Below are 24996 nucleotides of genomic sequence, written 5' to 3'. Positions count from 1 at the left end.
ATGCTATTACGATTCCCGATTCCCGATTCCCGCTACGGCGTAGTGGATTCCTTGCGCGGTGCACGCCAGGTGTCAACGATACGCGCGTACTCGCCGCTGGCCTTGCTCAGGTGCAGCCACTGATCGACGTACGCTTTCCAGGCGTGGTCGTTGCGCGGTAGCAGGAAGGCTTTTTCGCCGTATTGCAGTGGCTGATCGGGTGCGACCGCGCACAGGCCGGGCAGGCGTGCCTGCTGGTAGAGCGCTTCGGAGGCGTCGGTGATCATCGCTTCCGCGCGTTGCTCCAGCAACTCCTGGAAGATGGTGGTGTTGTCGGCGAACAGGCGCAGGTGTGCGCGCGGCAATTGTTGGCGCGCGAAGGCCTCGTTGGTGCCGCCGGGTGGTTCGATCACGCGCACCTCGGGTCGGTTGAGTTGCGCGAGGCTGCGGTAACGCGCCTGGTCGGCGCAGCGCACCAGCGGAATCTTGCCGTCCACATCCAGCACCGTGCTGAAACCGGCCTGGCGCTGCCGTTGCAAGGTGACCGAAATACCGCCGACGGCAATGTCGCAGCGATTGGCGAGCAGGTCGGGCATCAGGTGTGGCCAGCTGGTGCGGACGATGTCCACGCGCGCGTCCAGGCTGCCTGCCAGCGACTGCGCCAGGGCGATATCGCTGCCCTCAAATTGCCCGTCGGCACGCAGCAGCGAGTAGGGGCGATAGTCGCCGGTGGTGCAGACCCGCAGCACGCCGGACTGCAGCACTGCATCCAGCCGTGAGGCAGGCGCAGGCTCGGCCGCGTGTGCGATGCCGCAGCTCAGCATAAGCGCAAGGAAGATGCGAAAGCGCATGGCGTGGCCTCGAAGGGATGCGGCCATGATAGTCGCGGTCGGTGGGGCGTGGTCGACGTCAACGGCATGTCAGCACGATCCCGCCCGGGATCACGGTGTGGTAGCGCTGCAATGCGCACTGTCGGTGCTCCATTCGAACCAACCGGAGCCACTTCATGCAGCTCAATCCACGCACTGCGCATCCGATGACCGCCGCCAATGCCGGTCTGTCGGTACACGGCACGCCCGATCCGGATACCAACGAAGAAGAGGTCCCGCTGGAAGAGCAGACGCCGCAGCAAGGGGGTTTGCGCGAGGAGGTGGGTGACCTTGAGGAAGATGACGATCAGGCCTTGCCTGGTCGTGTTGGCGGCGGGCTTGCGGGTGGTTAACGCGGGTGGGTAATCGCGGCTGGTGATCAGCCACCGGGTAAGCGCGGCCGGTATCGGGATTCTTTCAGCATTCGTGGGATATACCCAGGCAGCATGGTCGAGGGCGCGACGCCCTCATCGCTTGCAGGACACGCCGTGAATCCGTCCCTGGAGGCTCCGTGGCGGCATCCATGCCGCCACAGGTCCCGCAAGCGACGAGGGCATCGCACCGGCCAACTTGGGCGTGTGCTGATGGGACTACCAAGCCGGCTGCGCACACTTATTGGTGAACGTAGTGGTTTTGCTTGGCTGTTTAGCCGTTTCAGGTGAATGTCGGCATTGCCGTCGCAGGCGAATGCTGGCGACCCGAATTCCGCATTCGACGGCTTGCGGATGAGTTCTCCTTACCAATCACGTCAAGGGAACTGCACATGCCCCGGTTCGAAGTACACCGGCTTGCTGCCGTCCTCGGGCAGTGCGGGGATCGTATCCAGGATGGCCTTGCCGCGGATATCGGTGATACGAATGGACAAGGGCTGGTTGCCGAGCTGCTCGCCGAGGAAGTGGTTGTAATCCATCTTTTGCAGGCTCTTCCAGGTGCTGCCCTGTTTCACTTCGAACTTGACCACCGGGTAGGCGTGATTGCGCACCTGGATCGCGGCCCACCAGCGCGAGCTGCCTTCCTTGATGCGGTATTGCACATTGCCGGTGGTCGGCGCACGTACGATCTTCCAGCTGATCGGGATGCGTCCCTGCACCGTGTCGCCGATGGCCGCGAACGCGTTGGGCGATAGATCCAGGCCGCCCGATGCGCCTTCCGGATACAGGTCGGTGACGTACACGACGGTCTTGCCCTTGGGCCCGGTCACTTCCAGATAGGCGCCGGCAAGTGCGGCCTTGACCCCGCCGAAGTTCATCTGGGTCGGGTTGAGCGCGGTGATGAAGGCGTTGCTCGGAATCGGATCCAGCAGCACCGCGCCGCCGGAATAGCCGGAGCCGGTGTAGGTCGCGGTGCCGGTGAAGGTGCTGTTCCAGGTGGTGGCCTTGCTTGCATCCGCCGCAGCGGCGCTCCTTGCCGATGGCGTGGCGAGGTTCGCGCCCGACAGCCCCCAGGCCTGATGCAGGATCTGCAGCTTGTCGGCGCGCGGGTTGCCATCACTGGCGAGCAGGCCACCGTTGTTGGCATTGCCTACTTCCCAGCTGCCGAGGACTGCGCTGCGTATGCCGGTGTTGCTCAGATACCCGCTCAATGCGTGTTGCCATGCCCGGTCGCGTGGGTCGCCATCGCCCAGGCCGCCGCCGAGGCTGACCGGCAGCAACGCGTGATCTTCCGAGAATTGTCCGAAGTCGCGCTGCCAGCTCGCCGGCAGGCTGCGCGGAAAGTCGGCCGCTGCAAATGCGTCCGCCGCGTCGCGATCCGGCCCCGCCAGCTTCGGCATCAGCACCAAATGTGCGGCAGGAATGCGCAGCGGCACGCAGGCGAGCGGCTGCAAATTGCTGCCGGCGGCCTTGCGTGCGGAGTCGCTGCATATCGCGTCGCTGCCCACGCCTTCCACTCCGATCACCCAGGCCGGCGCGTGCCTCAGCACTGCGGCGGCTGCACGCGCGGCGATGCGGTTCCAGTCGGCATCTGTCGCATTGCCCGCCCAGTTGGCATTGCGGTAGCCGCTGCTGCCCAGGTCGATCCCGAGCACGCCAGCGGTGCTGCCGTAGCGGCGCGCGAGCATGCTCAGGCCACCCGTCCAGGCGTTGTGCTGCGCGCCCAGCTGCGGCGCCGCGTCGTCGCAACCGCCATCGGCAAAGGCGAGCAGCACCTGCATGCCGCGTTGGGTGCTGGCGCGCACCACGGCGTCGAGCAGCTGCAGGGAATTCAGGCCGCGCAGTGCTGGGTCGCCGGCCACATCGGCGGCGGCCACCGATCCGGCTTGCAGGGTCGCTGCGCAGATCGGTACACGCACGGTATTGATGTCCGATGCCTGCATCTGATCCAGCAGCTGCTGCAGCGTAATGCTGCGCAGTCCGGTGGCCACCCGCGCTGCCCGATCGAAGCCGGGCCAGGTCACGCCGCGTACCTGCAGCGCCTGGCCGCGCGCATCGGTGAGGTGTCCGCGTGTATCGACCTGCACGGCCAGCGCGGTCAGGGGGGTGAGTAACGCCAGGCCAAGCAGCAGATGAGAACGGGAGCGCATGGGAGTGTCCTGAGGGATGGCCCGCGCAGCAGACCAGCGATTGTCATGTGCGGTCCGTGCGCCGGGTCAAGGAAGCGGGCAGGAGTGTGTGAGCGGTGGCAGGCAAGCGGCCGCACTGGAATAGGGGTCGCTGTTTGTGCGAGATGCCGCGCCGCCGTTGTCGGTGATGCGGGCTGATGCATCGCCGGCCATCGGAGGCCATGCTGCTTCGCGCCGGTGACGGAGTTAACGGCAGGCATGCTGCGGACCTGGTCGCAAGGCTGTGCTCGTGCCCCTGCAGTGCGTGTGCGTGCACCGCGCGAGCGGACAGCGTTGCAACGCGCAGGCGCCAGGCAGCTGGCGAAGACTGCTCCGGCGATGCGTTGCGCGCATCACTAACGGCTGTGGTCCCTCAATGAAAACAGCCGCGGATGCGCAGACATGCGGCGCACCACGATGGGGCAAGCCGGCCACCATGCGCCGGCGCACGCTGCGGCCTACCCGGCGCCGCTGTGCAAACCGCTGGTGCGCGCTGCCGCGATCTCGTATTTTTGACGGCTTGCTCACTTGCCGGTGCCGTGCCCCATGTCTGATTCGTCCGCGCCCGATCATCTGCAACGCAGTCTCTCCAATCGCCACCTGCAGCTGATCGCCATCGGTGGCGCGATCGGCACCGGGCTGTTCATGGGCTCGGGCAAGACGATCAGCCTGGCCGGCCCGTCGATCCTGTTCGTCTATCTGATCATCGGCGCGATGCTGTTCTTCGTGATGCGCGCGATGGGCGAGCTGCTGCTGTCCAACCTGGAGTACAAGTCGTTCATCGACTTCTCCACCGACCTGCTCGGGCCGTGGGCCGGGTTCTTCTGCGGGTGGACGTACTGGTTCTGCTGGATCATCACCGCCATCGCCGATGTCATCGCGATTGCCGCCTATGCGCAGTTCTGGTTTCCGGGCCTGGCGCCGTGGATCCCCGCCATTCTCTGCGTGCTGTTGCTGCTGAGCCTGAATCTGGTGACGGTCCGGTTGTTCGGCGAGATGGAGTTCTGGTTCGCGCTGATCAAGATCATCGCCATCTGCGCGCTGATCCTCACCGGCGCCGGGTTGGTGGCCTGGGGCTTTCGCTCGCCGTCGGGCAATATGGCCTCGCTGTCGAACCTGTGGAACGACGGCGGCATGTTCCCGATGGGCATTGGCGGCTTCTTCGCCGGGTTCCAGATCGCGGTGTTCGCCTTCGTCGGCATCGAGCTGGTCGGCACCACCGCTGCGGAAACCGCCGACCCGCGCCGCAATCTGCCCAAGGCGATCAACTCGATCCCGGTGCGCATCCTGATCTTCTATGTGCTGGCGCTGATCGCGATCATGGCGGTGACGCCGTGGCGGCAGGTGGTGGCCGACAAGAGCCCGTTCGTGGAGCTGTTCGTGCTGGCCGGCGTGCCGGCGGCCGCGAGCCTGATCAACTTCGTGGTGTTGACCTCGGCCACCTCGTCGGCCAACAGCGGCATCTTCTCCACCAGCCGCATGCTCTACGGCCTGGCCGAAGAACAGCATGCGCCCAAGGGCTTTGCCAAGCTCTCGCGTGCGGCGGTGCCGGCACGTGGCCTGCTGTTCTCCTGTGTGTGCCTGTTGCTGGGCGCGATGCTGGTGTATCTGATCCCCAACCTGGTCACTGCGTTCACGCTGGTCACCACCTTGTCGGCGGTGCTCTTCATGTTCGTGTGGTCGCTGATCCTGTGCGCCTACATCGCGTACCGGCGCAAGCGGCCCGAGCAGCACGCGGCTTCGGCGTTCAAGATGCCCGGTGGCGTGTTGATGTGCTACGTGTGCCTGGGGTTCTTCGCCTTCGTCATCGTGCTGCTGACCTTGCAGGCCGACACGCGCCAGGCGCTGCTGGCCAGCCCGGTGTGGTTCCTGATCCTGGCGATCGGCTATGCGGTGAAGCGGCAGCAGGCGCGCACCGGCTGAGCGGTCGTACCAGCGAAGACATCCAGCCAAGACATCACCAAGGCCCCGCACTGCGGGGCCTTGGCGTCTGCGGCTGCACGGCGCCGCGATGAAGGCCACTGGCAGCTAAGCGCGTGGTGCACGCGACGTTGACGCGGATCGGATGGAACGGGATGCTCGCCGCCATCCATCGCCACGGCCCATCGCATGATCACCACGCACCCGATTGCCGGAACGCAGCACACGCACGGGTGCTGGGTCGACCTGTGCCAGGCCAGCGCGCAGGAGCTGGCGCAGGCCGCAGACAAGGTGGGGTTTGCGCTGCCGGATCGCGCGGTCATCGGCGAGATCGAATTCTCCAGCCGGGTGCGGCGCCAGGGCGAGGTGCTGTTTCTCAACGTGCCGCGCTTTCAGGACGACGATGGCCCGACTGCGCCGCTGGGCTTTGCGCTGTCGCCGACCATGCTGGTGACCCTGCGCGAGCAGCACATGGGCTCGCTGGATGCGGTGGCGACGCATCTGCAACACGAGCCCTGCCATAGCGCCGACGATCTGCTGTTGCGCATCTTCGACCAGTTGGTGGGGCGCCTGGCAGACCGGCTGGAATCGCTGGAAGCCGAGGTCACCGACACCACCCGGCAGGTGTTCGACAACCCGCACAAGACCCGTGATCTGGAGCGCATGCTACATCAGGTCGGGGGCATGGGCCGGCGTCTGGGCGGGCTGCACAATGCCGGGCAGGGACTGCTGCGCCTGGTCACCTATCTGGATGACGCCGCGCCGGACTGGTTCGGTACCGATGCGGCCAAACGCATCGGCTTGCTGCACAAGGACCTGACCACCTTGAGCGAGTTCCAGCAGCACATGGACGACCGCATCGAGTTCCTGCTCGACAGCGTGCTGGGCATGATCAACATGGACCAGAACAACGTGATGAAGGTGATGGCGGTGGCGTCGGTGGTCGGCATTCCGCCCACGGTGCTGGTTGGCATCTGGGGCATGAACTTCGCCTACATGCCCGAGCTCAAGTGGCACGACGCGTATTACTGGGCGTTGGGCGTGATCGTGCTGAGCATGCTGGTTCCGCTGGCATGGTTCCGCAAGCGCGGATGGGTGTGACACATCAGAGCCATAAACCCGTAGGAGCGCACCCGGGCGCGACGTGGCGTTACCGGTAAGGCCCCTCGCGCCCGGGTGCGCTCCTACGACGTGTAGCCAGCGCAAGCATCTGTTGCGCAGGATTTCGCCACTACGCACAGCCAAGCCAGTGCAGCTCGTTAGCTGCGCAGCGCGCGGCAAACTAGCGGAAACCCGTAGGAGCGCACCCGGGCGCGATGTGGCGTTACCGATAAGGCCCCTCGCGCCCAGGGGCGCTCCTACAGGGTGGGCTGGGATGCGCCTTGTTGATTGCTGCCGGGCGGCCTGGATCAGCCCTTGGCCTGGAAACTGGCTTCTTCGTACGGCTGCACCACCACCCAGCCTTCACCGGCAAAACGCATCTGCAGGCTCTCGCCCGAGCCGCGGCCGAACAGCGTGCCGATCGACACGTCGGTGACCAACTCGGGGGACAGCGTGCCCGACCAGGCCACGGTGGCATTGGGGTCGGTGAACACCGGGCCGCTGGCGGCGGTGACCGGCAGGGTCAGCGGTTCGTAGTGCGAGGTGATCGCCACGATGCCGTGGCCGCTCAGGCGCACGTTGAACAGGCCGCCGGACAGCATGCCGGCCACCTTGCGCATCATCGTGATCTTGTGCTCGACGCCGGATTCGAAGGCCAGCACGTCGTTGCCGTTGACGAAGATCGCCTCGCCATTCAAACGCAGCAAGGTCACCAGCTTGCCGAGGTCGGCCAGATACACCCGGCCCTGGCCTTCGGCCTTCATCAGTTGCATGCCTTCGCCGCTGACGGCCTTCTTCAGCAGATTGCCCAGGCCCTGTTCCAGCAGCCCCTCGCGGGTGAACTTGACGTTGCCGGTACGCGCGACCATGGCGCCGGCCTTGGACCACACCATGCCGTCGAGGCGCACTTCCAGCAGATGCGGGTTTTCCAGTTCGAACGGATCGGGGCTGACGTCCTTTTCCTTGGAATGGGCGAGAAATTCGTTGAGCGTGCGTACGGCCATGGGTCCATCCCGATGCGTGAAAGAGTGCGCATGATACGCGGCAGGCCTGTGTCTTCGAAGCGTGCCGATGTGCGAGTCGCTTTACGTCTGCAGAGTTGCGGCGCACATGGTGCTCAGTCAGCGCGTCGGCGCGCACGATCACGGCCACAACGAGGCGACGACCAATCGGGATCTGCGCGTCGTGGTGGAGTGGTGCTGTAGTTTTGCAGCGTCATGGAGACGGGTTGTCATCGACGCGATGCAAGACGATGAAGAGATAACTCCGATACGCTACTGGTGCAGTGACCGTATGTGCGCCACGCACCGGCATATGGAATCTCAGGTGCGTTACACAGTTCGGCACGAAGGCACGTCGCAAATAAGACAACCGCTCGGCTTGCGCCGTGCTTCTGAGATCAGCGTCGGATTCGTGGCATTTCTGCCGCGCTAGATTGCTCCTACAGAAAACGTCCTTACGTTATTCAAGGAGTGGGCGATGCGCGTTAGTGGCGGCAGTCGAGTGGAAGGGGGCTGGTCTGGAATGCCGCTGCGTGACGGCACGATCGCGTGGCTAATGGCCGTGATTGCCATTGCGCTTTGCTTGCACAGCGTACCCGCGCACGCGGCCGTGGGGCCGGGCGTGGTGAGCGGTGACACCATCGTGCACGATCCGTCGATGCTCAAGCTGAGCGATGGGCGTTACTACATCTATGCCACTACCGGCGTGGTCACCAGTACCGACCGGACCACATTCAGCAACGCGGGTGCGATCTTCAGCAGCATGCCGAGCTGGGTGCGCAGCTACAACCCGGACAACCAGCTGTGGGCGCCGGATGTGTCCTTCCACGACGGCAAGTATCTGATGTATTACACCGCCTCCAAGTTCGCCACCAATACCTCCGCGATTGCGCTTGCCAGCAGCAGCACCGGCAAACCAGGCTCGTGGAAGGATCAAGGCATCGTCTACACCTCCAAAAGCAGCGACGACTACAACGCCATCGACGGCAATCTGGTGGTGGATGGCAATGGCAAGTGGTGGTTGGCGTTCGGCTCGTTCTGGTCGGGGATCAAGCTGATCCAGCTCGATCCCGGCACCGGCAAGCAGCTGTCCGGCAACACGGCGCGCTACAGCCTGGCGAGCCGGCCGTCCCCGGGCGCGGTGGAGGCGCCTTTCATCCAGCAGGCCAATGGCTGGTACTACCTGTTCGTGTCGTTCGATGCGTGCTGCAAGGGCGCCAGCAGCACCTACAAGATTGCGGTGGGGCGTGCGCGCTCGGTGACCGGGCCGTATCTGGATCGCGCCGGTGTGGACATGCGCAACGGCGGCGGCACGGTGATCCAGTCCGGCTTGGGCAGCATGCATGGGCCGGGCGGGCAATCAGTGTTTCGCGATGGCGACGGCGACATCCTGGTCTACCACTATTACGACGACCGCGGCGACGCGCGCCTGGGCATCAATCGGCTGGGTTACGACAGCAGTGCATGGCCGGTGGTGCAGTAGCAACGATCAATGGAACACGCTGCGGCGCTCTGCAATGACGCAACGATCAGGCGATGCGTGTCGGAGTGATCGGCCGGCGTTGCCGACTGCCAGAACTGCGATGCCGCCAGCGGCTGCCGGGCAGTGCCCGGCAGCCGCTGGCGCACACTTAGCGCGTGGCCGCTTCGGGCTTGCGCACGCGCTTGGCCGGCGCCGGCTTGGTCGCGGTGTCCGGATACAGGTTCAACAGCATCAAGGTGACGCCGTTGGTCCAGCCGAAGCCGTCCTGCAGCGCGTATTCGCCACCGCCACCGCCGGCCGCATCGGCTTCCAGCCCGTATTTTTCGACCAGCTTGTGCTCGCGTGCGAACAGCGCCTGCACCTGGGTGAGGAAGCGCTCGCCGATGGTGCGTGCCAGCGCGTCTTCGCCATAACGGCGCAGGCCGTCCACCGCCACCCATTGCAGCGGCGCCCAGCCATTGGGTTCGTCCCACTGCTGGCCGGTCTTCACTGCAGTGGTGGCCAGGCCGCCGGGGCGCAGCAGGCGCGCGCGTACGGTGCTGGCGGTGCGTTTGGCATGCGCGTCGGTCGCCAGGCCGGTGAATAGCGGATACAGCGCCGCGGCGGTGACCTGGTCGCTGAGCTTGCGTGTCTGCCAGTCGTAGTCGGCGTAGTAGCCGGCCGCGTTCCATAGGTGCGCATCGATGGCCTGCTTGCGTTGCAGTGCCAGCGCCGCGTAGTCCTGCGTGCACTCGACGCCCGGCTGCGCACAGGCCTGGGCCAGGGTGCGCTCCAGGTGATACAGCAGGCTGTTCAGATCGATCGGCACGATGGCGGTGGTGCGGATGGTGCGCAGGTTCTGCCCATCGGCCAGCCAGCGGCTGGTGTAGTCCCAGCCGCTCTCGGCGCCGGCGCGCAGGTCGCGGTAGACCTCGGCGGCCGGGCGGTCGCCGGCCTCGGCGGCGGTGCGGGTGTCGTGCAGCCAGGCTTCCGGGCGCGGGGTGTCGCGCTCGTCCCAGTAACGGTTGAGCAGGCTGCCGTCGGCCAGGCGCACCACATGGCGCGCGGCCTGGCCGGGCTGCAGGTCCTCGCTGCCCTGCATCCAGTAGGCGTATTCCTTCTGCAGCTGCGGCAGGTAGCGCTGGTAGACCGCTTCGCCTTCCACGCCGGCCTGCAGTTCCACCATGTAGGAGAAGAACGGCGGCTGCGAGCGGCTCAGGTAGTAGCTGCGATTGCCGTTGGGGATATGCCCGTAGGTGTCGATCAGGTAGGCGAAGTTGTCCAGCATCTGGCGGCTGAGCGTGGTCTGCCCGCTCTTCACCAGGCCGAGCATGGTGAAGTAGGAATCCCAGTAGTACACCTCGCGGAACCGCCCGCCCGGTACCACGTACGGATATGGAAGCGCCAGCAGGCTGCTGTACGGCGGCACGTGGGTCTGGCTGCGCACCAGCTTGGGCCACAGTTCGTCGATGTGCTCGCGCAGCGCGGTGTCCTGGCGGATCGCATCGGTCTGCACCGGCGGCGACTCTTCGAAATTGGCATCCACGAACTTGCGCAGGTCAAAGCCCGGGTGATCGTGCTGCGCCAGATAGTCGGCGTTGATCAGCGCCGGGTCGCGCAGCGGCAGAAAGTCGACGAAGTGCTTCTGGTCGTCGAACAGCTCGCCGCGCTGCACCGCCTGGAACAGTTCCGGGTAGGCCAGGTCGGGCGTGGGCGGGGTGGCCGCCGGTGCGTTGACGACCGGAGTGTCCATTGGCGCGGCGGTCAGCGTGCAGGGCGCCACGAACATGCTCAGCGACAGGCCAAGCAGCGACGTGCAGCACGGGGGCGCGGCAGAACTCATGGCATCTCCAGAACGGGCAATGACGTGCGGCATGGTAAACGACCGAAGTGGCGGGCGGGGCCGGACGACGGTGTCGGCAGGCCGACAGACGTCGCACGGAGACGACAGGATTCAGCAAGGTGATCCGGCGCGGTGCTGCAGGTGATTGCGCGGGTTGCGTTGCCGATTCAGGCCTATCGGCCCGGATCGAGGCAGCTTGAGCCGCGTCCAGGTCGCGTCGGATTGCCGGCGTTGCCGCAAGATGCGCGCCACACCGCGCGGCGGGGTGCAGCGCGGTGAGCGACGGGTGCCAGTGCAAGGCAGCCGGCGAATGTGGGTAATGGCCGGCGGCAGGTCGGCCTTGCTGGCCTGACCGATTGCGGCGGCGTGGACGCACCGGCTGCAGTCCGATAAAGCGTGGCCTGTCGCTGAGCAGGCGGCTTGCTGTCCTCGTGCGTCAGCTTGGGCGCCGGCGATCGGTCTGCAGACACCGCTGCAGCTGCAGCGCGTTGGGCACCGCCAGCCCGGCGGCGGTATTGTCGAAGATCACCCAGCGTTCTGCCTGCGGATGCGCCGCGTCGTACGCTGCGTTACGCACCGCGTCGGCCAATGTCTGCAGCGCACTGTCGTCGTAGCTGCTGTAGTAAATGCGCGGTGCGCCGTGCCAGCGCCAGTAGTGCGGGCCGGCTGTCGCACCCGGTGTGGCGGCGTCCGGCACCGGTGCCGGATCGGCGGCGCAGCGTGCGATGCGGTGGCGCGCCAGCAGCGCCTGTGCCTGCGGGAGGAACCAGCTGGCATGGCGCGGTTCGCAGACCACGTCGCCGTCCCAGCGCCGCCGCAGCATGGCGAAAAATCTGGCCGCCACTGGCGCATCGAAGACGGCGCTGGGCGGCAGTTGCAGCAGCAGGCAGCCCAGTCGCGTGCCCAGCGCGCCGGCCTGGGCGAGGAATGCATCCAGCAACGCGCCGACACCCTGCAGACGTGCATCGTGGCTGATGCTGCGTGGCAGCTTGACCGAAAAGCGGAAATCCTCCGGCACGCTGTCGGCCCAGCGTGCGTAGGTACTGGCACGGTGCGGGCGATGGAACGAGGAGTTGATTTCCACTGCATCAAAACGTGTGGCATAGCGCTGCAGGACGCTGGCGCCGTCGCCGAATGCGGCGCGGTCGGCGGCCGGAATCGACCAGCCTGCGCAGCCACAGCGCACGCGCGGCGGGGCGATGGATGAACGAGCCTGCATGAGGTGTGCGCAAGACCAGGGGGCAGCACTCTATGCATGCACGCGTGTCAGCGTCGCGTGTGCATTGCGCTCACGGTCGACTCACCGGCGCCTTCGATACTGGGCGCATGCCAGAAGGTCCTTCCCTTGTCATCCTGCGCGAGCAGACCGAAGCGTTTGTCGGTCGCAAGATTCTGCGCGTGTCCGGCAACAGCAAGCAGGCCATCGCGCGGCTGGAGCAGCAAAAGGTGTTGGCATTACGCAGCTGGGGCAAGCACTTCCTGATCGAGTGCGCGCAGTTCAGCGTGCGCATCCACTTTCTGTTGTTCGGCAGTTATCGCATCGACGAAGACAAGCCGAATGCGGTGCCGCGTCTGTGTCTTGAGTTTTCCAAGGGGCAGCGGTTGAATTTCTACGCCTGCTCGGTGCAGTTCATCGAGCGCCCGCTGGACGAGGTCTACGACTGGACGGCCGACGTCATGAGCCCGCTCTGGGATGGCGCGCAGGCACGGCGCAAATTACGCGCTGCGCCCGGCATGCTCGCCGCCGATGCATTGCTGGACCAGACCATCTTTGCCGGTGTCGGCAACATCATCAAGAACGAAGTGCTGCATCGCATCCGTGTGCATCCGGAAAGCGCAGTGGGCGCGTTGCCGGCGCGCAAGCTCGGCGAACTGGTCACCCAGGCGCGCGCGTACAGTTTCGACTTCTACGCCTGGAAAAAGGCCTTCGTGCTGAAGAAGCATTATCAGGTGCATACCAAAACCAGCTGCCCACGCGATGGTGCGCCGCTGCAGTATCGAAAGCACCTGGGCAAGGCCGGGCGGCGGGCGTTTTTCTGCGAGGTTTGCCAGCGGCTGTACCGCCCGGAGGATGACTGAGGCGAGTGCGGCATGCACCCTGGCCAGCCGCGGCATCGACCGGATGTGGGCCGAGCGCCCGCCGCCACAGCACGCAGGATCCATGTCGCCGGGGCAACGGCAGCGCCTGTCGGCAAGCGCCACGCGTCGGTCGCCGCGCTCGCTAATGTGAATGGCGGCTGGCGCCTGCGGCCCAAACAACGAATTTCAAACGCGCGCAAACGCCACGCCCGCTAGATTTGCGCGTCCTGCACCGGGTTCACGGTGCGGCGTGCGCATCTCTCATCTCATCGGTCTCCCGCATTGTGATTACCCGCAGGAAGGAAACGCTTGTCCCGCATGTCGCCGCTGTCGCATGCACGGGCGCGATCCTGTTCTTTCTTGCCTGTCTGTTGCTGTATATGCCGCCGCCGCGCGACACCGTGCAACACGACGACAGTTTGCAGGTCTACTTCGTGCCGCGACCGCCGTTGACGCTGCCGGCGCCGGTGACGCCGCCGCAGCAACGCGAACCCGCACCGCGCGCAGCGCCGGCCGCGGCATCGGCCGCGCGCAGCGCGCCACCGCCAACACGCACCCCACCGCCGCAGCGGCAGGTGGCGGCCGCCAACGCGCCGGCTGGCGAATCGATGGCGGCCCAGCTCTACACCCGCGAAGGCCGCTTGCGCATGCCGCGCGATGCGCAGGTCGACCCGATGGCGCAGGCCGGCGCCGCGGTGCCGCCGGGCATGACCGACGAACGCGCGCAGGCCAAGGCGCGCAATGTGATGGAACGGGTCAACCCGGTGCAATACCAGGACACGCGCTTTGCCAAGGACTGGAAGAGCGACGGCACGCTGGGCGATGTGGCGATGCAGGAAATGAATCGCGGCATGAAGAAGTTCAACGACATGCTCAACGGGCCGCAGACGCAGGTGGCCAAGGCGCGACCACCGCCTGATGTGCGCTTCAACCCCGCGTTGGCGGGCAATCAGGCCGAGATCGGCAGCGACGCGACCGGAGATGCCTACAAGGCCGCGCCGATCGCGCATGAGACGCCGCCCGATCTCAAGGGCGAAGCCAGCCGCCGCATCCGCGAGGCGCTGGCGGCGCTGGAACAACGCAGCGCGCGTTGCGATGCGTCCAAACGCAAATCCCTGTTGTCGCAGGTACGCACGCACCTGGGCGATCTGGAACGTGCCGAGCACGCCTTGAACAACGGTGCGGACCCGGTGATGGCCGCGCAACTGCTGCCGCGCCAGGCCGACAGCGCCTACGATCTGGCCCGCCGCGCGCTGTGGTACGCCGACCGCCAGTTGAAGCAGTGTGCGATCGGGTGAGTGGTTCGGTGAGCGCGTTTGCCTGCAGCTGAGCTGTAGGTGGCTGACAGCACCTTTAGAAGGCTGCTAACAAGACGACTGAATTTCAGTGCGTCGCGGTATCTGGGTGTAGTCAACAGCTCGGTGAGCCGCGTGCGCGGTGCCCTCACCGCTTGCGGGACACGCCGTGAACCCGTCCCTGGGTGCTCGGTGGCGGCATCCATGCCGCCACACGGTCCCGCAAGCGGCGAGGGCACCGCACCAGACAGTTGGTCGACGCTCATCTAAAAGGCTGCCTGTCGTGCAGTGTGCATGTGCATCAGACCTGGAGCCGATGCTTCAATGATCGAACAAGGCGCATCCAGCACTGCTCTTCCATGCGCCCCGACCATCTCGACTGGCCCTTGCCCGCCCACCGTCGCGGGACCTTACGCGGCATGGATGCCGCGTAAGGGCTTACAGGGACGTACTTGCAGCGTGTCCTGCGACGGTGGGCGGGCAAGGGCCCTCCAGCAAAGCGCCAGATCGACCGCTACAAAAGCGTACCGCACGCCTTTCAAGGCGAGCGAGTCTCAAGCTTCAATGTCGTTTGAATGTCCCTAAACTGAGAGAGTTCAGGACTTGGGACTTTCCTGGCAGAAGAGGTAAAAACCGTCCTTCCGCCATGCACCCAGGCACCAGGTGTTGTTGGTCGCGGGGAGTCGAATCACCAGCGACGCTGTCTCCCACGCAGTCCCAAGGCATCCCGGTCCCGATCCGGCGCCACGTCAGGTGCCGACCGGAAACGTCACGCCAGGCTCTGGCGGTAACGGTCTTTCTCCGCACTCAGCGCGACTTCCGCACGCAGGAACACCTGGCCGATTGGCTCGTCGCCGCGGGTTGCCTGCGCCTGGCCGATCAGCACCGTCAGGCCGTGCGCATGCTGCTGGTGGGCGATGTCGCGCAGGCCCTGCAGCTTCTGTTCGGCATCTGGGCCGCGCAGCACGGCGATGAATTCGGCGCTGTCGGTCACACGGTCCACGCTGTCGCCGTCAGCTTGCGCTTGCGCGGCCAAGGCCTGGTCGAGCTGTTGCAAGGCGCGGCCCAACAGCCGCTCGCTTTGTTTTTCGGCCAGCGCGGCCAGTTCCTGCACTTCCAGAATCACCAGGTGATAACAGGTGTCGGCGGTCACGGGGATGGCCAACGGCGCCATCGGCGCCACTGGCTGCAGGATTGCCTCGCGCTCGAGCTGCAACTCGCGCTTGCGCTCGTCCAGCAGGCGCATGGTGACGCGCGCCAATGCCTGCAGCCCGGTGCGTTGAATGTCGGTGAGCGTGCGCGGCTCGGTGTCGAGCACGCAGACGGTGCCCAGTGCCACGCCGTCGGAGGTCACCAGCGGCATGCCGGCATAGAAGCACGCACCGGTGTCGCCGGTGACGACCGAGATGTCGGCAAAGCGGCTGTCCTGGGTGAGGTCGCGCACTTCCATCAATTGCTCGGGGCTGCGGATCGCGTGATCGCAGACTGCCTGGCTGCGGTCGGTCTGCTGCATGCCCAGGCCGAGCTGGGCCTTGAACCATTGGCGGTCGCGATCGACCAACGACATCAGTGCGATCGGCGTGTTGCACAGGGAGGCCGCTAGCTGCACGATGTCCTGGTAGGTGTCCTCGGGCAGGCTGTCGACGATGCGATAGCCATCCAGGACCTGTTGGCGGGAGGCTTCGTCAGCCGGGGGCATTTGCTTCATCGAATAAGCCAGGCAAGCGCGAGCAAGAAAGGTGTCACGATACCGACACCGCCGATAACGCGGCGTGGATATCGGCCGCGCGCCTTCGCGTGGTCTGAAGGGCGGATCCAGATCCACATCCGCGTTGCACTGCGCACGCGAGCGTGCATGCGGCAGGCGGGCTGAAGCGCTGGTGCGAGTTTGCCAACCCGCGTGCGATGCCTGCGCATTGCACGCAGGAACCGGGTACTCATACGCGCACGCACCATTGCGTACCGCGCATCTGGCAACGGCGCGGCTCGAAGGCCGCGCCGTCGGTGTACGACCGACCAGCCTCAGCGCTTGACCGGCTTGCCGTCGACGTCCAGCACCTGCACCTCACCCAGCTTGAGCGCACGCACCGGTGCTTCGATCTTCTTCAGGTCGCCTACGATCACCCAGGTCATCGCGTTGGGGGCGATGATTTCCTTGATGGCGGCCTGCGCGGCCGGCTGGTCGATCGCGTCCAGGCGCGGCTTGAGCGTCTGCACGTAATCGTCGGGGCGGTCGAACTGCACGATGCCCTCGATCGCGCCCAGCACCGCGCCGGTGGTTTCGAAGCTGCCGGGCAGGGCGCGGATGCGCTGGTTCTTGATCTTCTCGATCTCGTCGGTGGTCAGCGGCTTGTCGCCGATGACCGCGGTGGCTTCCTTGAGGATCTCGTTGGCCGACTCGGCGGTCTTGTCGGTCTGCACCGGCGCGGAGAACATGTACGGCCGCTGGCCCTGCGCGTCCAGCATGCGCGTGCCGGCACCATAGGCCCAGCGCTTGTTCTCGCGCAGGTTCATGTTCAGGCGCGAGGTGAAGGTGCCGCCGAAGGCGCCGTTGGCCACGCCGATCGCCAGGTTGTCCGGCGCCTTGGTGGACGGTGCGAGCAGGCCGGCCAGGATCACCGACTGCGGCGCATCCGGGCGGTTGATCAGGTATACGCGCGGCTTGGGCTGTGCGGCGACGTTGACCAGGTTCTTCTTCGGCAACGGCGTGGCAGGGGCCTTCCAGTCGCCGAAGGCGGCATCGAGCTGCGGGATGATCTGCGCCAGCGTGGTGTCGCCGGCCACCAGGATGCGCAGGTTGTCCGGACGCAGCCACTGGCGGTGGAAGGCCTGCAGGTCCTGGGCGTTGAGGCTCTTGATCGCCGCCTCGGTGCCGCTGCCGGTGAGCGGGATGCCGTAGGGGTGGTTCTGGCCGAACAGCAACGGCGGCAACGCGCGCAGCGCCAGGCTGTTGGGCTGGGTCTTTTCCTGCGCAATGCCGGCCAGCCACTGGCCGCGGATGCGCTCGATGTCGGCGGCCTTGAAGGCCGGGTTGCGCACGATGTCGGAGAACAGTTGCAGCGACGGCTGCAGCTGGTCGTTGAGCGCATCCAGCGAGGCGCTGCAGCTGTCCAGATCGCAGCCGACCGCGGTTATGGCGCCCAGGCGTTGGCGACGCTGCGCCACTTCCACCGAATCCAGCGCGGCGGTGCTCTCGTTCATCAGCGCGGCGCTGAAGCTGGCGGTACCGAGCTTGTTGCCCTGGTCGGCCGCATAACCGGCATCGAACAGCAGCTCCACCTGGGTGACCGGGATGGTGTGGCGCTCGGCCAGGATCACCTCGATGCCGTTCTTCAACTTGCCGCGCTGCAGCTGCGGGAAGCTCAGGTCGGGGAACTGGCTGGTCTGCGGCACGCCCTTGCCGCGGTCCAGCGTGGAGGCGGTGACTTTGTACTTGCCGGCCGCCGGCAGCCTGGGCGCCGGCTTGCCGGGTTCTTCGCCACGTGCGATCACTGCCTTGTCTTCGGCGGCAGGGTCGAAGTCCTTGCCGGCTGGCAGCACGGTGAGCAGATAGTCGCCCTTGCCGAACCAGGTGGCCGCGGTCTGCTTGACGCTGTCCACGGTGGCGGCCTGGCCGCGCTGCAGATCCTGCTTGTAGGCGCCCGGGTCGCCGCGATAGACCTGGCCCTCGGCCAGGATCACCGCCTTGCCGCCGAAGCCGCCGACCTTTTCCAGCCCGCGCACGAAGCCGGCGCGGTAGGCCACCTGCGCGCGCTGCAGTTCGTCGGCGGTGGGGCCCTGGGTGATGAACTTCTTGAGCTCCTCGTCGATGATCGCCTCGACCTTGGCCGGGTCCACGCCGTCCTTCACATCGGCCTGGATCTGCACCTGGCTGGACAGGGCGAACGGCTGGATCGCCGCCGACACGTCATCGACCAGCTTGTCCTGATAGACCAGGCGCTGATACAGCCGCGAGGTCTTGCCGCCGCCGAGCACGGTAGTGGCCAGATCCAGCTGGATCGCCGCATCGCTGCCCAGCTGCGGCGCGGCCCAGGTGCGGTAGATGCGCGGCTGCGAGACATGGTCGTGCTGCACGCCACGCTTCTGCGCGGCCAGCGGGGTTACCCACGGCTGCTGGCGCGCCACCGGCTTGCCGGACGGGATGTCGCCGAAATACTGCAGCGCCTTGGCGCGCGCCTGCGCCACGGTGATGTCGCCGGCCAGCACCAGGGTGGTGTTGGCGGCGCCGTAGTTGTCGTTGAACCACTGTTTGACGTCGGCCAGCGAGGCCGCGTCCAGATCTTCCATCGAGCCGATGGTGTCGTGCTGGTACGGATGGTTGGCCGGGAACAGGTTGGACAGGATGTTCTGGTCCACGCGGCCGTAGGGACGGTTTTCGCCCTGGCGCTTCTCGTTCTGCACCACGCCGCGCTGGGTATCGAGTTCTTCCTGGCCGATCGCGCCAAGCAGGTGGCCCATGCGGTCCGATTCCAGCCACAGCGCGGTATCCAGTGCGGTGGTCGGCACGGTCTCGAAATAGTTGGTGCGATCGAACCAGGTGGTGCCGTTCATGTCGGTGGTGCCGACCTTTTCCAGCGGCGCGAAGAAACTGCCCTTGTTGTTCTCCGAGCCGGAGAACATCAGGTGCTCGAACAGATGCGCAAAGCCGGTCTTGCCGGCGGGCTCGTCGCCGGAACCGATGTGGTACCAGATGCTCACCGCCACCACCGGCGCCTTGTGGTCTTCGTGCACCACCACGGTCAGGCCGTTGGGCAGCGTGAAGCGGGTGTAGCCGATCTCGGGAATGGCACTGCTGGCCGCGGGCTTGGACAGGCTGGCCGGGGCGGCAGCGACGGTGGGAGCAACGGGACCGGCAGCGACGCCGAGCACACCGGCGATCAACAGGGACAGCGGACGCAGCATGTGACACTCCAGAGCAGGACAATCGGCCGAGGGTAGTGGCTGCCTGGCGGCGTCGCAAATGCTGTCCGGCAGGGGGGCGCCATGTGCGGCTGCCGGGAGGACGGCGCGACGGGACGCCGACTCCGGCGTTGGCCGGGGCGCAGCAACAGCAACATGCACTCGGAGCGCGCCGGAGGTGGTTCCCGTCCGGCATAGGGCATGACGGGCTGGCGGGCGCAGATGGCCGGCGTCTGGCATGTGCCACGCCCAATGGAGGCGGTCGACTGTGCAGGCACGGCACGCGCGCCAGGTCGTGCAGCGACGTCTCCCGACGTCCCGATGCCAGCGGATCGGCCGGCGGGCGCGGCATCGGGACGCTGACCAGTCAGCAACCAGGCCCGGCCGCACGCGCTCAAGTTGATCATCGCCTCGCCGTTACCTGGGGCGACCTACCTTGCCCAGACGTTACCCGCCGATCACGCCATGACCGTCCTGTTGCCGCCCTTGCCCATTCCCGCCGACGACGCCTTGCGCGTGGAGGCGGTGCATCGGTTGGGGGTGCTGGACACCGAGCCGGAAGCCGAATTCGACGATATCGCCTGGCTGGCTGCACACATCAGCGGTGCCCCGATCGCGCTGGTGTCGCTGCTGGACGCCGACCGGCAGTGGTTCAAGGCGCGTTGCGGCACCGATCTGGAAGGCACCTCGCGCGCCGTGTCGTTCTGCTCCTATACGGTGATGGGGACCGGACTGCTGGAAGTGCCCGATGCCGAGGCCGATCCCCGCTTCGCGCTCAACCCGCTGGTCACTGCCGCGCCGGGCATTCGCTCGTATGTGGGCGTGCCGCTGGTCGGCCGTGAGGGTTATGCCTACGGCACCTTGTGCACGCTCAGCACCCGAACGCGCTTGCTCGACGAGAGCCAGAAGCAAGGCCTGATCCGTCTGGCGCGCCAGGCCGTCAGTCAACTGGAAGCGCGCCGCGATCGGATGGCCGCGCAAGCGCAGCGGCAGACCCTGAGCCGTTTGCTGGAAGCCATGCCCGACGGCGTGGTGTCCTGCGACAGCGATGGGCTGCTGCACGAATTCAACCACGCCGCACGGCAATGGCACGGCACCGATCCGCGACTATTGCCGCCGGCACAATGGGCCCAGCATTTCGATCTCTACAACGCCGACGGCAGTGCGCTGCTGCCCACCGAGGCCATTCCGCTGGTACGCGCCTGGGCCGGCGAGCATGTGCGCAACGCCGAGATGGTGATCCGCGCCACCGGCCAGCCGGCACGCAGCGTGCTGTGCAATGCAGACCCGGTGGTCAGCGATCAGGGCGCTGCCCTGGGTGCGGTGTGCGTGATGCACGACATCACCCAACTGCGCGACGCTTCGGCTGCGCTGGCGGACGAGCGCGCACGCCTGCAGTCGTTGGTGGACGCCTCGCAGGATGTGGCGATCATCGCGTTCGATCCGAACGGGCGCATCGAATTGTTCAATCCCGGCGCCGAGCGCCTGCTGGGCTACGCGGGGGACGAGGTGTTGGGCAGCTGCCCGGCGCAGTTCCATCTGCCGGCCGAGCTGGAGCGGCGCATGGCCACGCTGGCATTGTCGCCGCCGTCGTATATCGAGCTGGCCGCCGCTGCCGCAGGCGATCTGCTCGAAGAGGAAATCTGGACCCTGGTGCGAAAAGACGGCGGACTGCGGCGCGTACGCCTGTGCTTCAACATCATCCACGACGCGCAGCAGGGGCTGTCCGGCTACCTGGCCATGGCCATCGACGTCACCGCCGAGCTGCAGGCGCAGGCCGCCGCGCAGCTGGCGGCAGAGCACTTCAGGGGCGCATTCGAAACCGCCCCGCAGGGGATGGCGATCGTCTCGCTGGACGGCCACTGGCGCGACGTCAATCCGTCGTTGTGCAGCATCCTGGGATATCCGCGCGAGCAGTTGCTGCGCACCACCTTCCAGACCATCACGCATCCGGACGATCTGGAGATGGACCTGCGCCTGGTGCAGGAACTGATCGACGGCAAACGCGACAGTTACAGCCTGGCCAAACGCTACATCAGCCAGCAGGGCGCGGTGATCTGGGCGCAATTGTCGGTGTCGCTGGTGCGCGACAGCAGCGGCGCGCCGGTACATTTCGTCTCCCAGATGCAGGATGTCACCGAACGTCATGTCGCTGCCCAACGCCTGGCCGAAAGCGAAGCGCGGCTGCGTGCGATCAGCGATGCCACACCCACCCTGGTGGCACACTACGATGCCGCGCAGCGCTGCCTGTTCGCCAACCAGGCGCACCGCGACTGGCTCGGCGTGGAGCCGGCGAGACTGGTCGGCTGCGCGATCACCCAGGTGCTGGGCGAGGACCTCGGGACGGACGCGCGCGCTGCGCTGGCGCAGGTGAGTGCCGGGCAGCGGGCCCACTTCGAGCACGTTCTGCGTGGCGGTGCGACACCGCGCGATGTGGAAATCACCCTGGTGCCGGAAATGCAGGGCGCAGCGACGCAGACGCAGGGATTTTTCCTGATGGCGCAGGACGTCACCGCGCACAAGACCCTGCATCGGCTGATGCACGAGCGCGCGACCCGCGACGCCTTGACCGGCTTGCCGAATCGCCACGCCTGGTCCGAGGCGCTGCAGGTCGCGGTGACCCAGGCGCAACAGCAGCAGTGCGCGGTCGCGGTGATGTTCCTGGACCTGGATGGCTTCAAACGCATCAACGACGTCCACGGCCACCGTGCCGGCGACGCGGTGCTGGTCGCCTTCGGCCGCTGCCTGCAGCAGGCGGCTGGCGGCCGCTATCTGGTGGCACGCCTGGCCGGCGACGAATTCGTGGTGTTGCTGGACGAACTGCAGGATCCGCAGACCGAATGCGCCGCAGTGGCAGAACGGATTCGCGCCGCGGCGGCAGCGGGCGCCGTGTTCGGTGAGCAACATCTGCCGATCCACTCAAGCATCGGCGTCGCCTGGCAACACGGGCAACACGCCGACGCTGCCAGCCTGATGCATGCGGCAGACGAAGCGATGTACGCCGCCAAACGCGCTCGCTGCTGCAACGACACCGCCACCACCGGACGCGACGCCTCGCGCTGACGCAGTGCATGCAGCAACACTCCCTTCTCCCCCGGGAGAAGGTGCCCGCAGGGCGGATGAGGGTACGGCTTACCCCATAAAACCGCGTCAATCAGGAGCACTCCCTTCTCCCCTCGGGAGAAGGTGCCCGCAGGGCGGATGAGGGTACGGCTTACCCATAAAACCGCGTCAATCAGAAATACGCATTGCACCAATTGAGTTTGTTACTGGAGATGCAATCGCGTCGAAAAATGCGCGCTGTCCGCGATGTTCAAGCGCAAGATCTCGGTCGTCTGGAGAGGTGATGCAGGGGTTGGATGCATCGATTGCAGAGCGGATGATCTGCAGCATGGCTGCAGGGCCCTTGCCCACCCACCATCGCAGGACACGCCGCAAGTACGTCCATGAAGGCTCTGGCGCGGCATCCATGCCGCTCAAGGTCTCGCGACGGTGGGCGGACAAGGACCCATCGAGATGGTCGGTGTGCGTGGTTACGAGCCTTCTACTTCGCGCGGCAGCCTGATGAGTTGCGGTCTGATCAGCTTCTTTTGATTCGATGACGCGTTTGTTCTGATGCAGATGCGGCCGTCAGGGCACTCCCTTACCCGAACCCCGCTCGCGTCCCAGCCCGCGTTTGCGTCACGCGCGCCAGTGGCGCGCAAGCCGTGCCTTCGCGTCCCGCAGGCAGAGGCGCTCTACATCCGTCGATCAGGCCGCCTGCACGACCGAGCGCCGTTGCGTCAGCGCAGCCTGCTGCGGCACCAGGCGGAACACCGCCACTGCACGCGTCAGATCCGCCGCCTGATCTTCCATGCTGCGTGCCGCAGCGGTGGCTTCTTCCACCAGCGCCGCGTTCTGCTGGGTCATTTCATCCAGCTGCATCACCGTGGTGCTGACCTGCTCGATACCGGCGCTTTGCTCGGTGCTGGCGGCGGTGATCTCGGCCATGATGTCGGTTACCCGCTTCACCGAGCTGACCACCTCGGTCATCGTGCTGCCGGCCTGTTGCACCAGGTCCGAGCCCTGCGCCACTTTTTCCACCGAATCGGAGATCAGCTGTTTGATCTCCTTGGCGGCACCGGCCGAACGCTGCGCCAGCGCGCGGACTTCGGTGGCCACCACCGCAAATCCGCGGCCCTGCTCGCCGGCGCGTGCCGCTTCCACCGCCGCGTTCAGGGCCAGGATATTGGTCTGGAACGCGATGCCGTCGATCACCCCGATGATGTCGGAGATACGCGCCGACGATTGCGTGATCGCCTGCATGGTGCTGACCACGTCCTGCACCACGCGCCCACCGCTCTCGGCCACCTCGCCGGTGCCCTTGACCAGCTGATTGGCCTGGCGCGCGTTGTCGGCGTTCTGACGCACGGTGGAGGTGAGTTCTTCCATCGAGGAGGCGGTTTCTTCCAGATTCGCGGCTTGGTGCTCGGTGCGCGTGGACAGGTCGGCATTGCCGCTGGCGATTTCGCCGGCGGCGGTGTTGATCATCTCGGCCGAGTGCTGGATGCCCTGCACGATGGTGGTCAGCTGGATCGCCGTGCGGTTGGCCGCATTGGCCAGGCGGCCGAAGGCGCCCTCGTAATGCGATTCCACCCGCTGCGACAGATCGCCATCGGCAATCGCGGCCATGATGCGGCCGACATCGTCCAGGCCTGCATCGGCCTGCTGCATCAGGCGGTTCAGTGCCTGCACCATTTCGGCAAACGCGAACTGGTAGCGCGCCTGCTCGCCACGTGCGGAGAAATCGCCGCGCGCGGCAGCATCGGCCAGGCGTGCGATGTCGCCGTTGATCGCCGACAGGTTGCTCTTCACCGTGTCCAGCGCTTCATGCATCGCCGCGCGCTGGCCGGGCAGGCGGCGCATGTCGCGGCGCAGATCGCCACGGCCGTACTCGCTCATCAGGTCCATCGCCTCGTTGATGGCATCCAGATGCTCGAACACCACCGTGTTCACGCCGTGCGCCAAGGTGCCGTAATCGCCTGGGAAATCCTCCGGAATGCGGTGCGCGATGTTCTCTCCCTGCTGCAGGCGGATCATGGTCTGCATCTCGCCGTTGAAGCGCTGCAACTGGGTTTGCATCTGCTGCATGCTGTGCATCAGTTGACCGGTTTCGTCGCGCGATTCAACCCGGATATCGTTGTCGAAGCGGCCCGAGGCGATCGCTTCTGCGGTGCGCGATGCTGCGCGCAGCGGTGCCGCCATCGCCGAGGCGATCAACCAGCACAGGCCGATCACCATGGCCACCAAGGCGCCGCCGATCAGGGTCAAGGTGCGGGTGAAGCCCCAGGCCTGCACCTGGATGTCTTCGGCGTACACGCCCATCACCAACACCCAGTTCCAGGTCGGAAAGGTCTTGGCATAGCTGATCTTGGGCAGTTGTTCCTGTTTGCCCGGCTTGGGCGCGTCGTAGTAACTGAAGCCGTCGCCGCGCTCGATCGCGGTCTTGATGTCGCGATAGACATATTGCCCGGCATCGCTCTTGTAGTCGCTCATGTCGGTGCCGACGGCGCGCTTGGGATGCATCAGGATGCGCATCTGCGGGTCGACGATGAAGAAGTAATCCACGCCGTCGTTGGTGCGCATGTCGGCCAGCGTGGTGCGCGCAGCGTCTTTGGCCTGTTCGACCGTCAGTTCGCCGGCCTTGGCCTTGTCTGCATAGTGCTGCATCACGGTCAGGCCCATCTCCACCTCGCTCTTGACGCTGAGCTTGCGCGCTTCGATCAGGTCCAGATATTGCAGGCGTGCCGCGGCCACTGCCAGCAGGATCACGCCTACCGTCAACAAGCTGCACAACAGGACGAACTTGCGGGTGAGCGGGAGATTGGCAACGTGACGACGCAACAGGGAGACGACGGGCATGGCAACGATATCCAGAACGCGCGCAGGGCGCTATGTCATGAATAGCGGCTGATTCACATGCGGGTTGAATCCTAATTGCGGCAGCGTCCGCTTGTGACAGCTGCGATG

At 66.0% G+C, this 24996-nt stretch carries 16 protein-coding genes; 7 read left to right on the top strand and 9 right to left on the bottom strand.

All coding sequences use genetic code 11. The features are described 5' to 3' along the window. Positions 1 to 32: 32 nt before the first annotated feature. Positions 33 to 830, bottom strand: a complete 798-nt coding sequence (locus XaplCFBP3123_RS06115) for a transporter substrate-binding domain-containing protein (RefSeq protein ID WP_104533179.1) — start codon at positions 828 to 830, stop codon at positions 33 to 35. Between the two features lie 155 nt (positions 831 to 985). Between XaplCFBP3123_RS06115 and XaplCFBP3123_RS06110 the strand changes: the two genes are divergently transcribed. Further along, positions 986 to 1201 carry a hypothetical protein gene (locus XaplCFBP3123_RS06110; protein ID WP_104533178.1) on the top strand — a complete coding sequence of 72 codons (216 nt, stop codon included), beginning with the start codon at positions 986 to 988 and terminating at the stop codon, positions 1199 to 1201. A gap of 395 nt (positions 1202 to 1596) precedes the next feature. Here XaplCFBP3123_RS06110 and XaplCFBP3123_RS06105 read toward each other — a convergent pair whose 3' ends face one another. After that, positions 1597 to 3369 carry an expansin EXLX1 family cellulose-binding protein gene (locus XaplCFBP3123_RS06105; protein ID WP_104533177.1) on the bottom strand — a complete coding sequence of 591 codons (1773 nt, stop codon included), beginning with the start codon at positions 3367 to 3369 and terminating at the stop codon, positions 1597 to 1599. Between the two features lie 564 nt (positions 3370 to 3933). Here XaplCFBP3123_RS06105 and cycA point away from each other — a divergent pair. After that, complete coding sequence (gene cycA / locus XaplCFBP3123_RS06100) at positions 3934 to 5310, top strand: D-serine/D-alanine/glycine transporter (protein ID WP_104533176.1); 1377 nt, start codon at positions 3934 to 3936, stop codon at positions 5308 to 5310. A gap of 186 nt (positions 5311 to 5496) precedes the next feature. Beyond that, a complete protein-coding gene (locus tag XaplCFBP3123_RS06095) occupies positions 5497 to 6408 on the top strand; it encodes a CorA family divalent cation transporter (RefSeq protein WP_104533175.1) in 912 nt (303 codons plus the stop codon). Between the two features lie 308 nt (positions 6409 to 6716). Here the strand turns inward: XaplCFBP3123_RS06095 and XaplCFBP3123_RS06090 are convergent, their stop codons facing one another. Beyond that, on the bottom strand, positions 6717 to 7412 hold the full coding sequence (locus XaplCFBP3123_RS06090) for an AIM24 family protein (RefSeq protein WP_039523320.1): 696 nt from the start codon (positions 7410 to 7412) through the stop codon (positions 6717 to 6719). 580 nt (positions 7413 to 7992) lie between these two features. Here XaplCFBP3123_RS06090 and XaplCFBP3123_RS06085 point away from each other — a divergent pair. Beyond that, on the top strand, positions 7993 to 8892 hold the full coding sequence (locus tag XaplCFBP3123_RS06085; RefSeq protein WP_253254138.1) for an arabinan endo-1,5-alpha-L-arabinosidase: 900 nt from the start codon (positions 7993 to 7995) through the stop codon (positions 8890 to 8892). Between the two features lie 148 nt (positions 8893 to 9040). Here XaplCFBP3123_RS06085 and treA read toward each other — a convergent pair whose 3' ends face one another. Continuing rightward, positions 9041 to 10714, bottom strand: a complete 1674-nt coding sequence (gene treA, locus XaplCFBP3123_RS06075; RefSeq protein WP_104533172.1) for an alpha,alpha-trehalase TreA — start codon at positions 10712 to 10714, stop codon at positions 9041 to 9043. Between the two features lie 436 nt (positions 10715 to 11150). Continuing rightward, on the bottom strand, positions 11151 to 11933 hold the full coding sequence (locus XaplCFBP3123_RS06070) for a DUF72 domain-containing protein (protein ID WP_104533171.1): 783 nt from the start codon (positions 11931 to 11933) through the stop codon (positions 11151 to 11153). A 107-nt stretch (positions 11934 to 12040) separates the two neighbouring features. Here XaplCFBP3123_RS06070 and XaplCFBP3123_RS06065 point away from each other — a divergent pair, with 107 nt between their 5' ends. Together XaplCFBP3123_RS06065 and XaplCFBP3123_RS06060 are read left to right on the top strand one after the other, a co-directional pair. Beyond that, positions 12041 to 12793, top strand: coding sequence for a DNA-formamidopyrimidine glycosylase family protein (locus tag XaplCFBP3123_RS06065; protein WP_104533170.1), 753 nt, complete (start codon positions 12041 to 12043; stop codon positions 12791 to 12793). Positions 12794 to 13077: 284 nt separating this feature from the next. Then, complete coding sequence (locus XaplCFBP3123_RS06060; protein WP_172453092.1) at positions 13078 to 14091, top strand: hypothetical protein; 1014 nt, start codon at positions 13078 to 13080, stop codon at positions 14089 to 14091. Positions 14092 to 14857: 766 nt separating this feature from the next. Here XaplCFBP3123_RS06060 and XaplCFBP3123_RS06050 read toward each other — a convergent pair. Together XaplCFBP3123_RS06050 and XaplCFBP3123_RS06045 are read right to left on the bottom strand one after the other, a co-directional pair. Further along, positions 14858 to 15796, bottom strand: a complete 939-nt coding sequence (locus XaplCFBP3123_RS06050; protein WP_104533169.1) for a GAF domain-containing protein — start codon at positions 15794 to 15796, stop codon at positions 14858 to 14860. Positions 15797 to 16110: 314 nt separating this feature from the next. Next, a complete protein-coding gene (locus XaplCFBP3123_RS06045) occupies positions 16111 to 18990 on the bottom strand; it encodes a M16 family metallopeptidase (RefSeq protein WP_104533168.1) in 2880 nt (959 codons plus the stop codon). A gap of 396 nt (positions 18991 to 19386) precedes the next feature. Here XaplCFBP3123_RS06045 and XaplCFBP3123_RS06040 point away from each other — a divergent pair, with 396 nt between their 5' ends. Continuing rightward, positions 19387 to 22050, top strand: a complete 2664-nt coding sequence (locus XaplCFBP3123_RS06040; RefSeq protein ID WP_104533167.1) for a PAS domain S-box protein — start codon at positions 19387 to 19389, stop codon at positions 22048 to 22050. Positions 22051 to 22218: 168 nt separating this feature from the next. On the opposite strand, the gene XaplCFBP3123_RS21465 is transcribed toward XaplCFBP3123_RS06040, so the two are convergent. Together XaplCFBP3123_RS21465 and XaplCFBP3123_RS06030 are read right to left on the bottom strand one after the other, a co-directional pair. Then, entirely contained in the window at positions 22219 to 22380 is a 162-nt protein-coding gene (locus tag XaplCFBP3123_RS21465; RefSeq protein WP_172453016.1) for a hypothetical protein, read from the bottom strand. A 357-nt stretch (positions 22381 to 22737) separates the two neighbouring features. After that, complete coding sequence (locus tag XaplCFBP3123_RS06030; protein ID WP_172453123.1) at positions 22738 to 24870, bottom strand: methyl-accepting chemotaxis protein; 2133 nt, start codon at positions 24868 to 24870, stop codon at positions 22738 to 22740. Positions 24871 to 24996 lie beyond the last annotated feature (126 nt).

The sequence above is a fragment of the Xanthomonas arboricola pv. populi genome, from assembly GCF_002939945.1.
Taxonomy (GTDB): Bacteria; Pseudomonadota; Gammaproteobacteria; order Xanthomonadales; family Xanthomonadaceae; genus Xanthomonas; species Xanthomonas arboricola_A.
The sequence above is the reverse complement of the archived record's forward strand: the minus strand, read 5'-3'. Positions and strand labels throughout refer to the sequence as shown.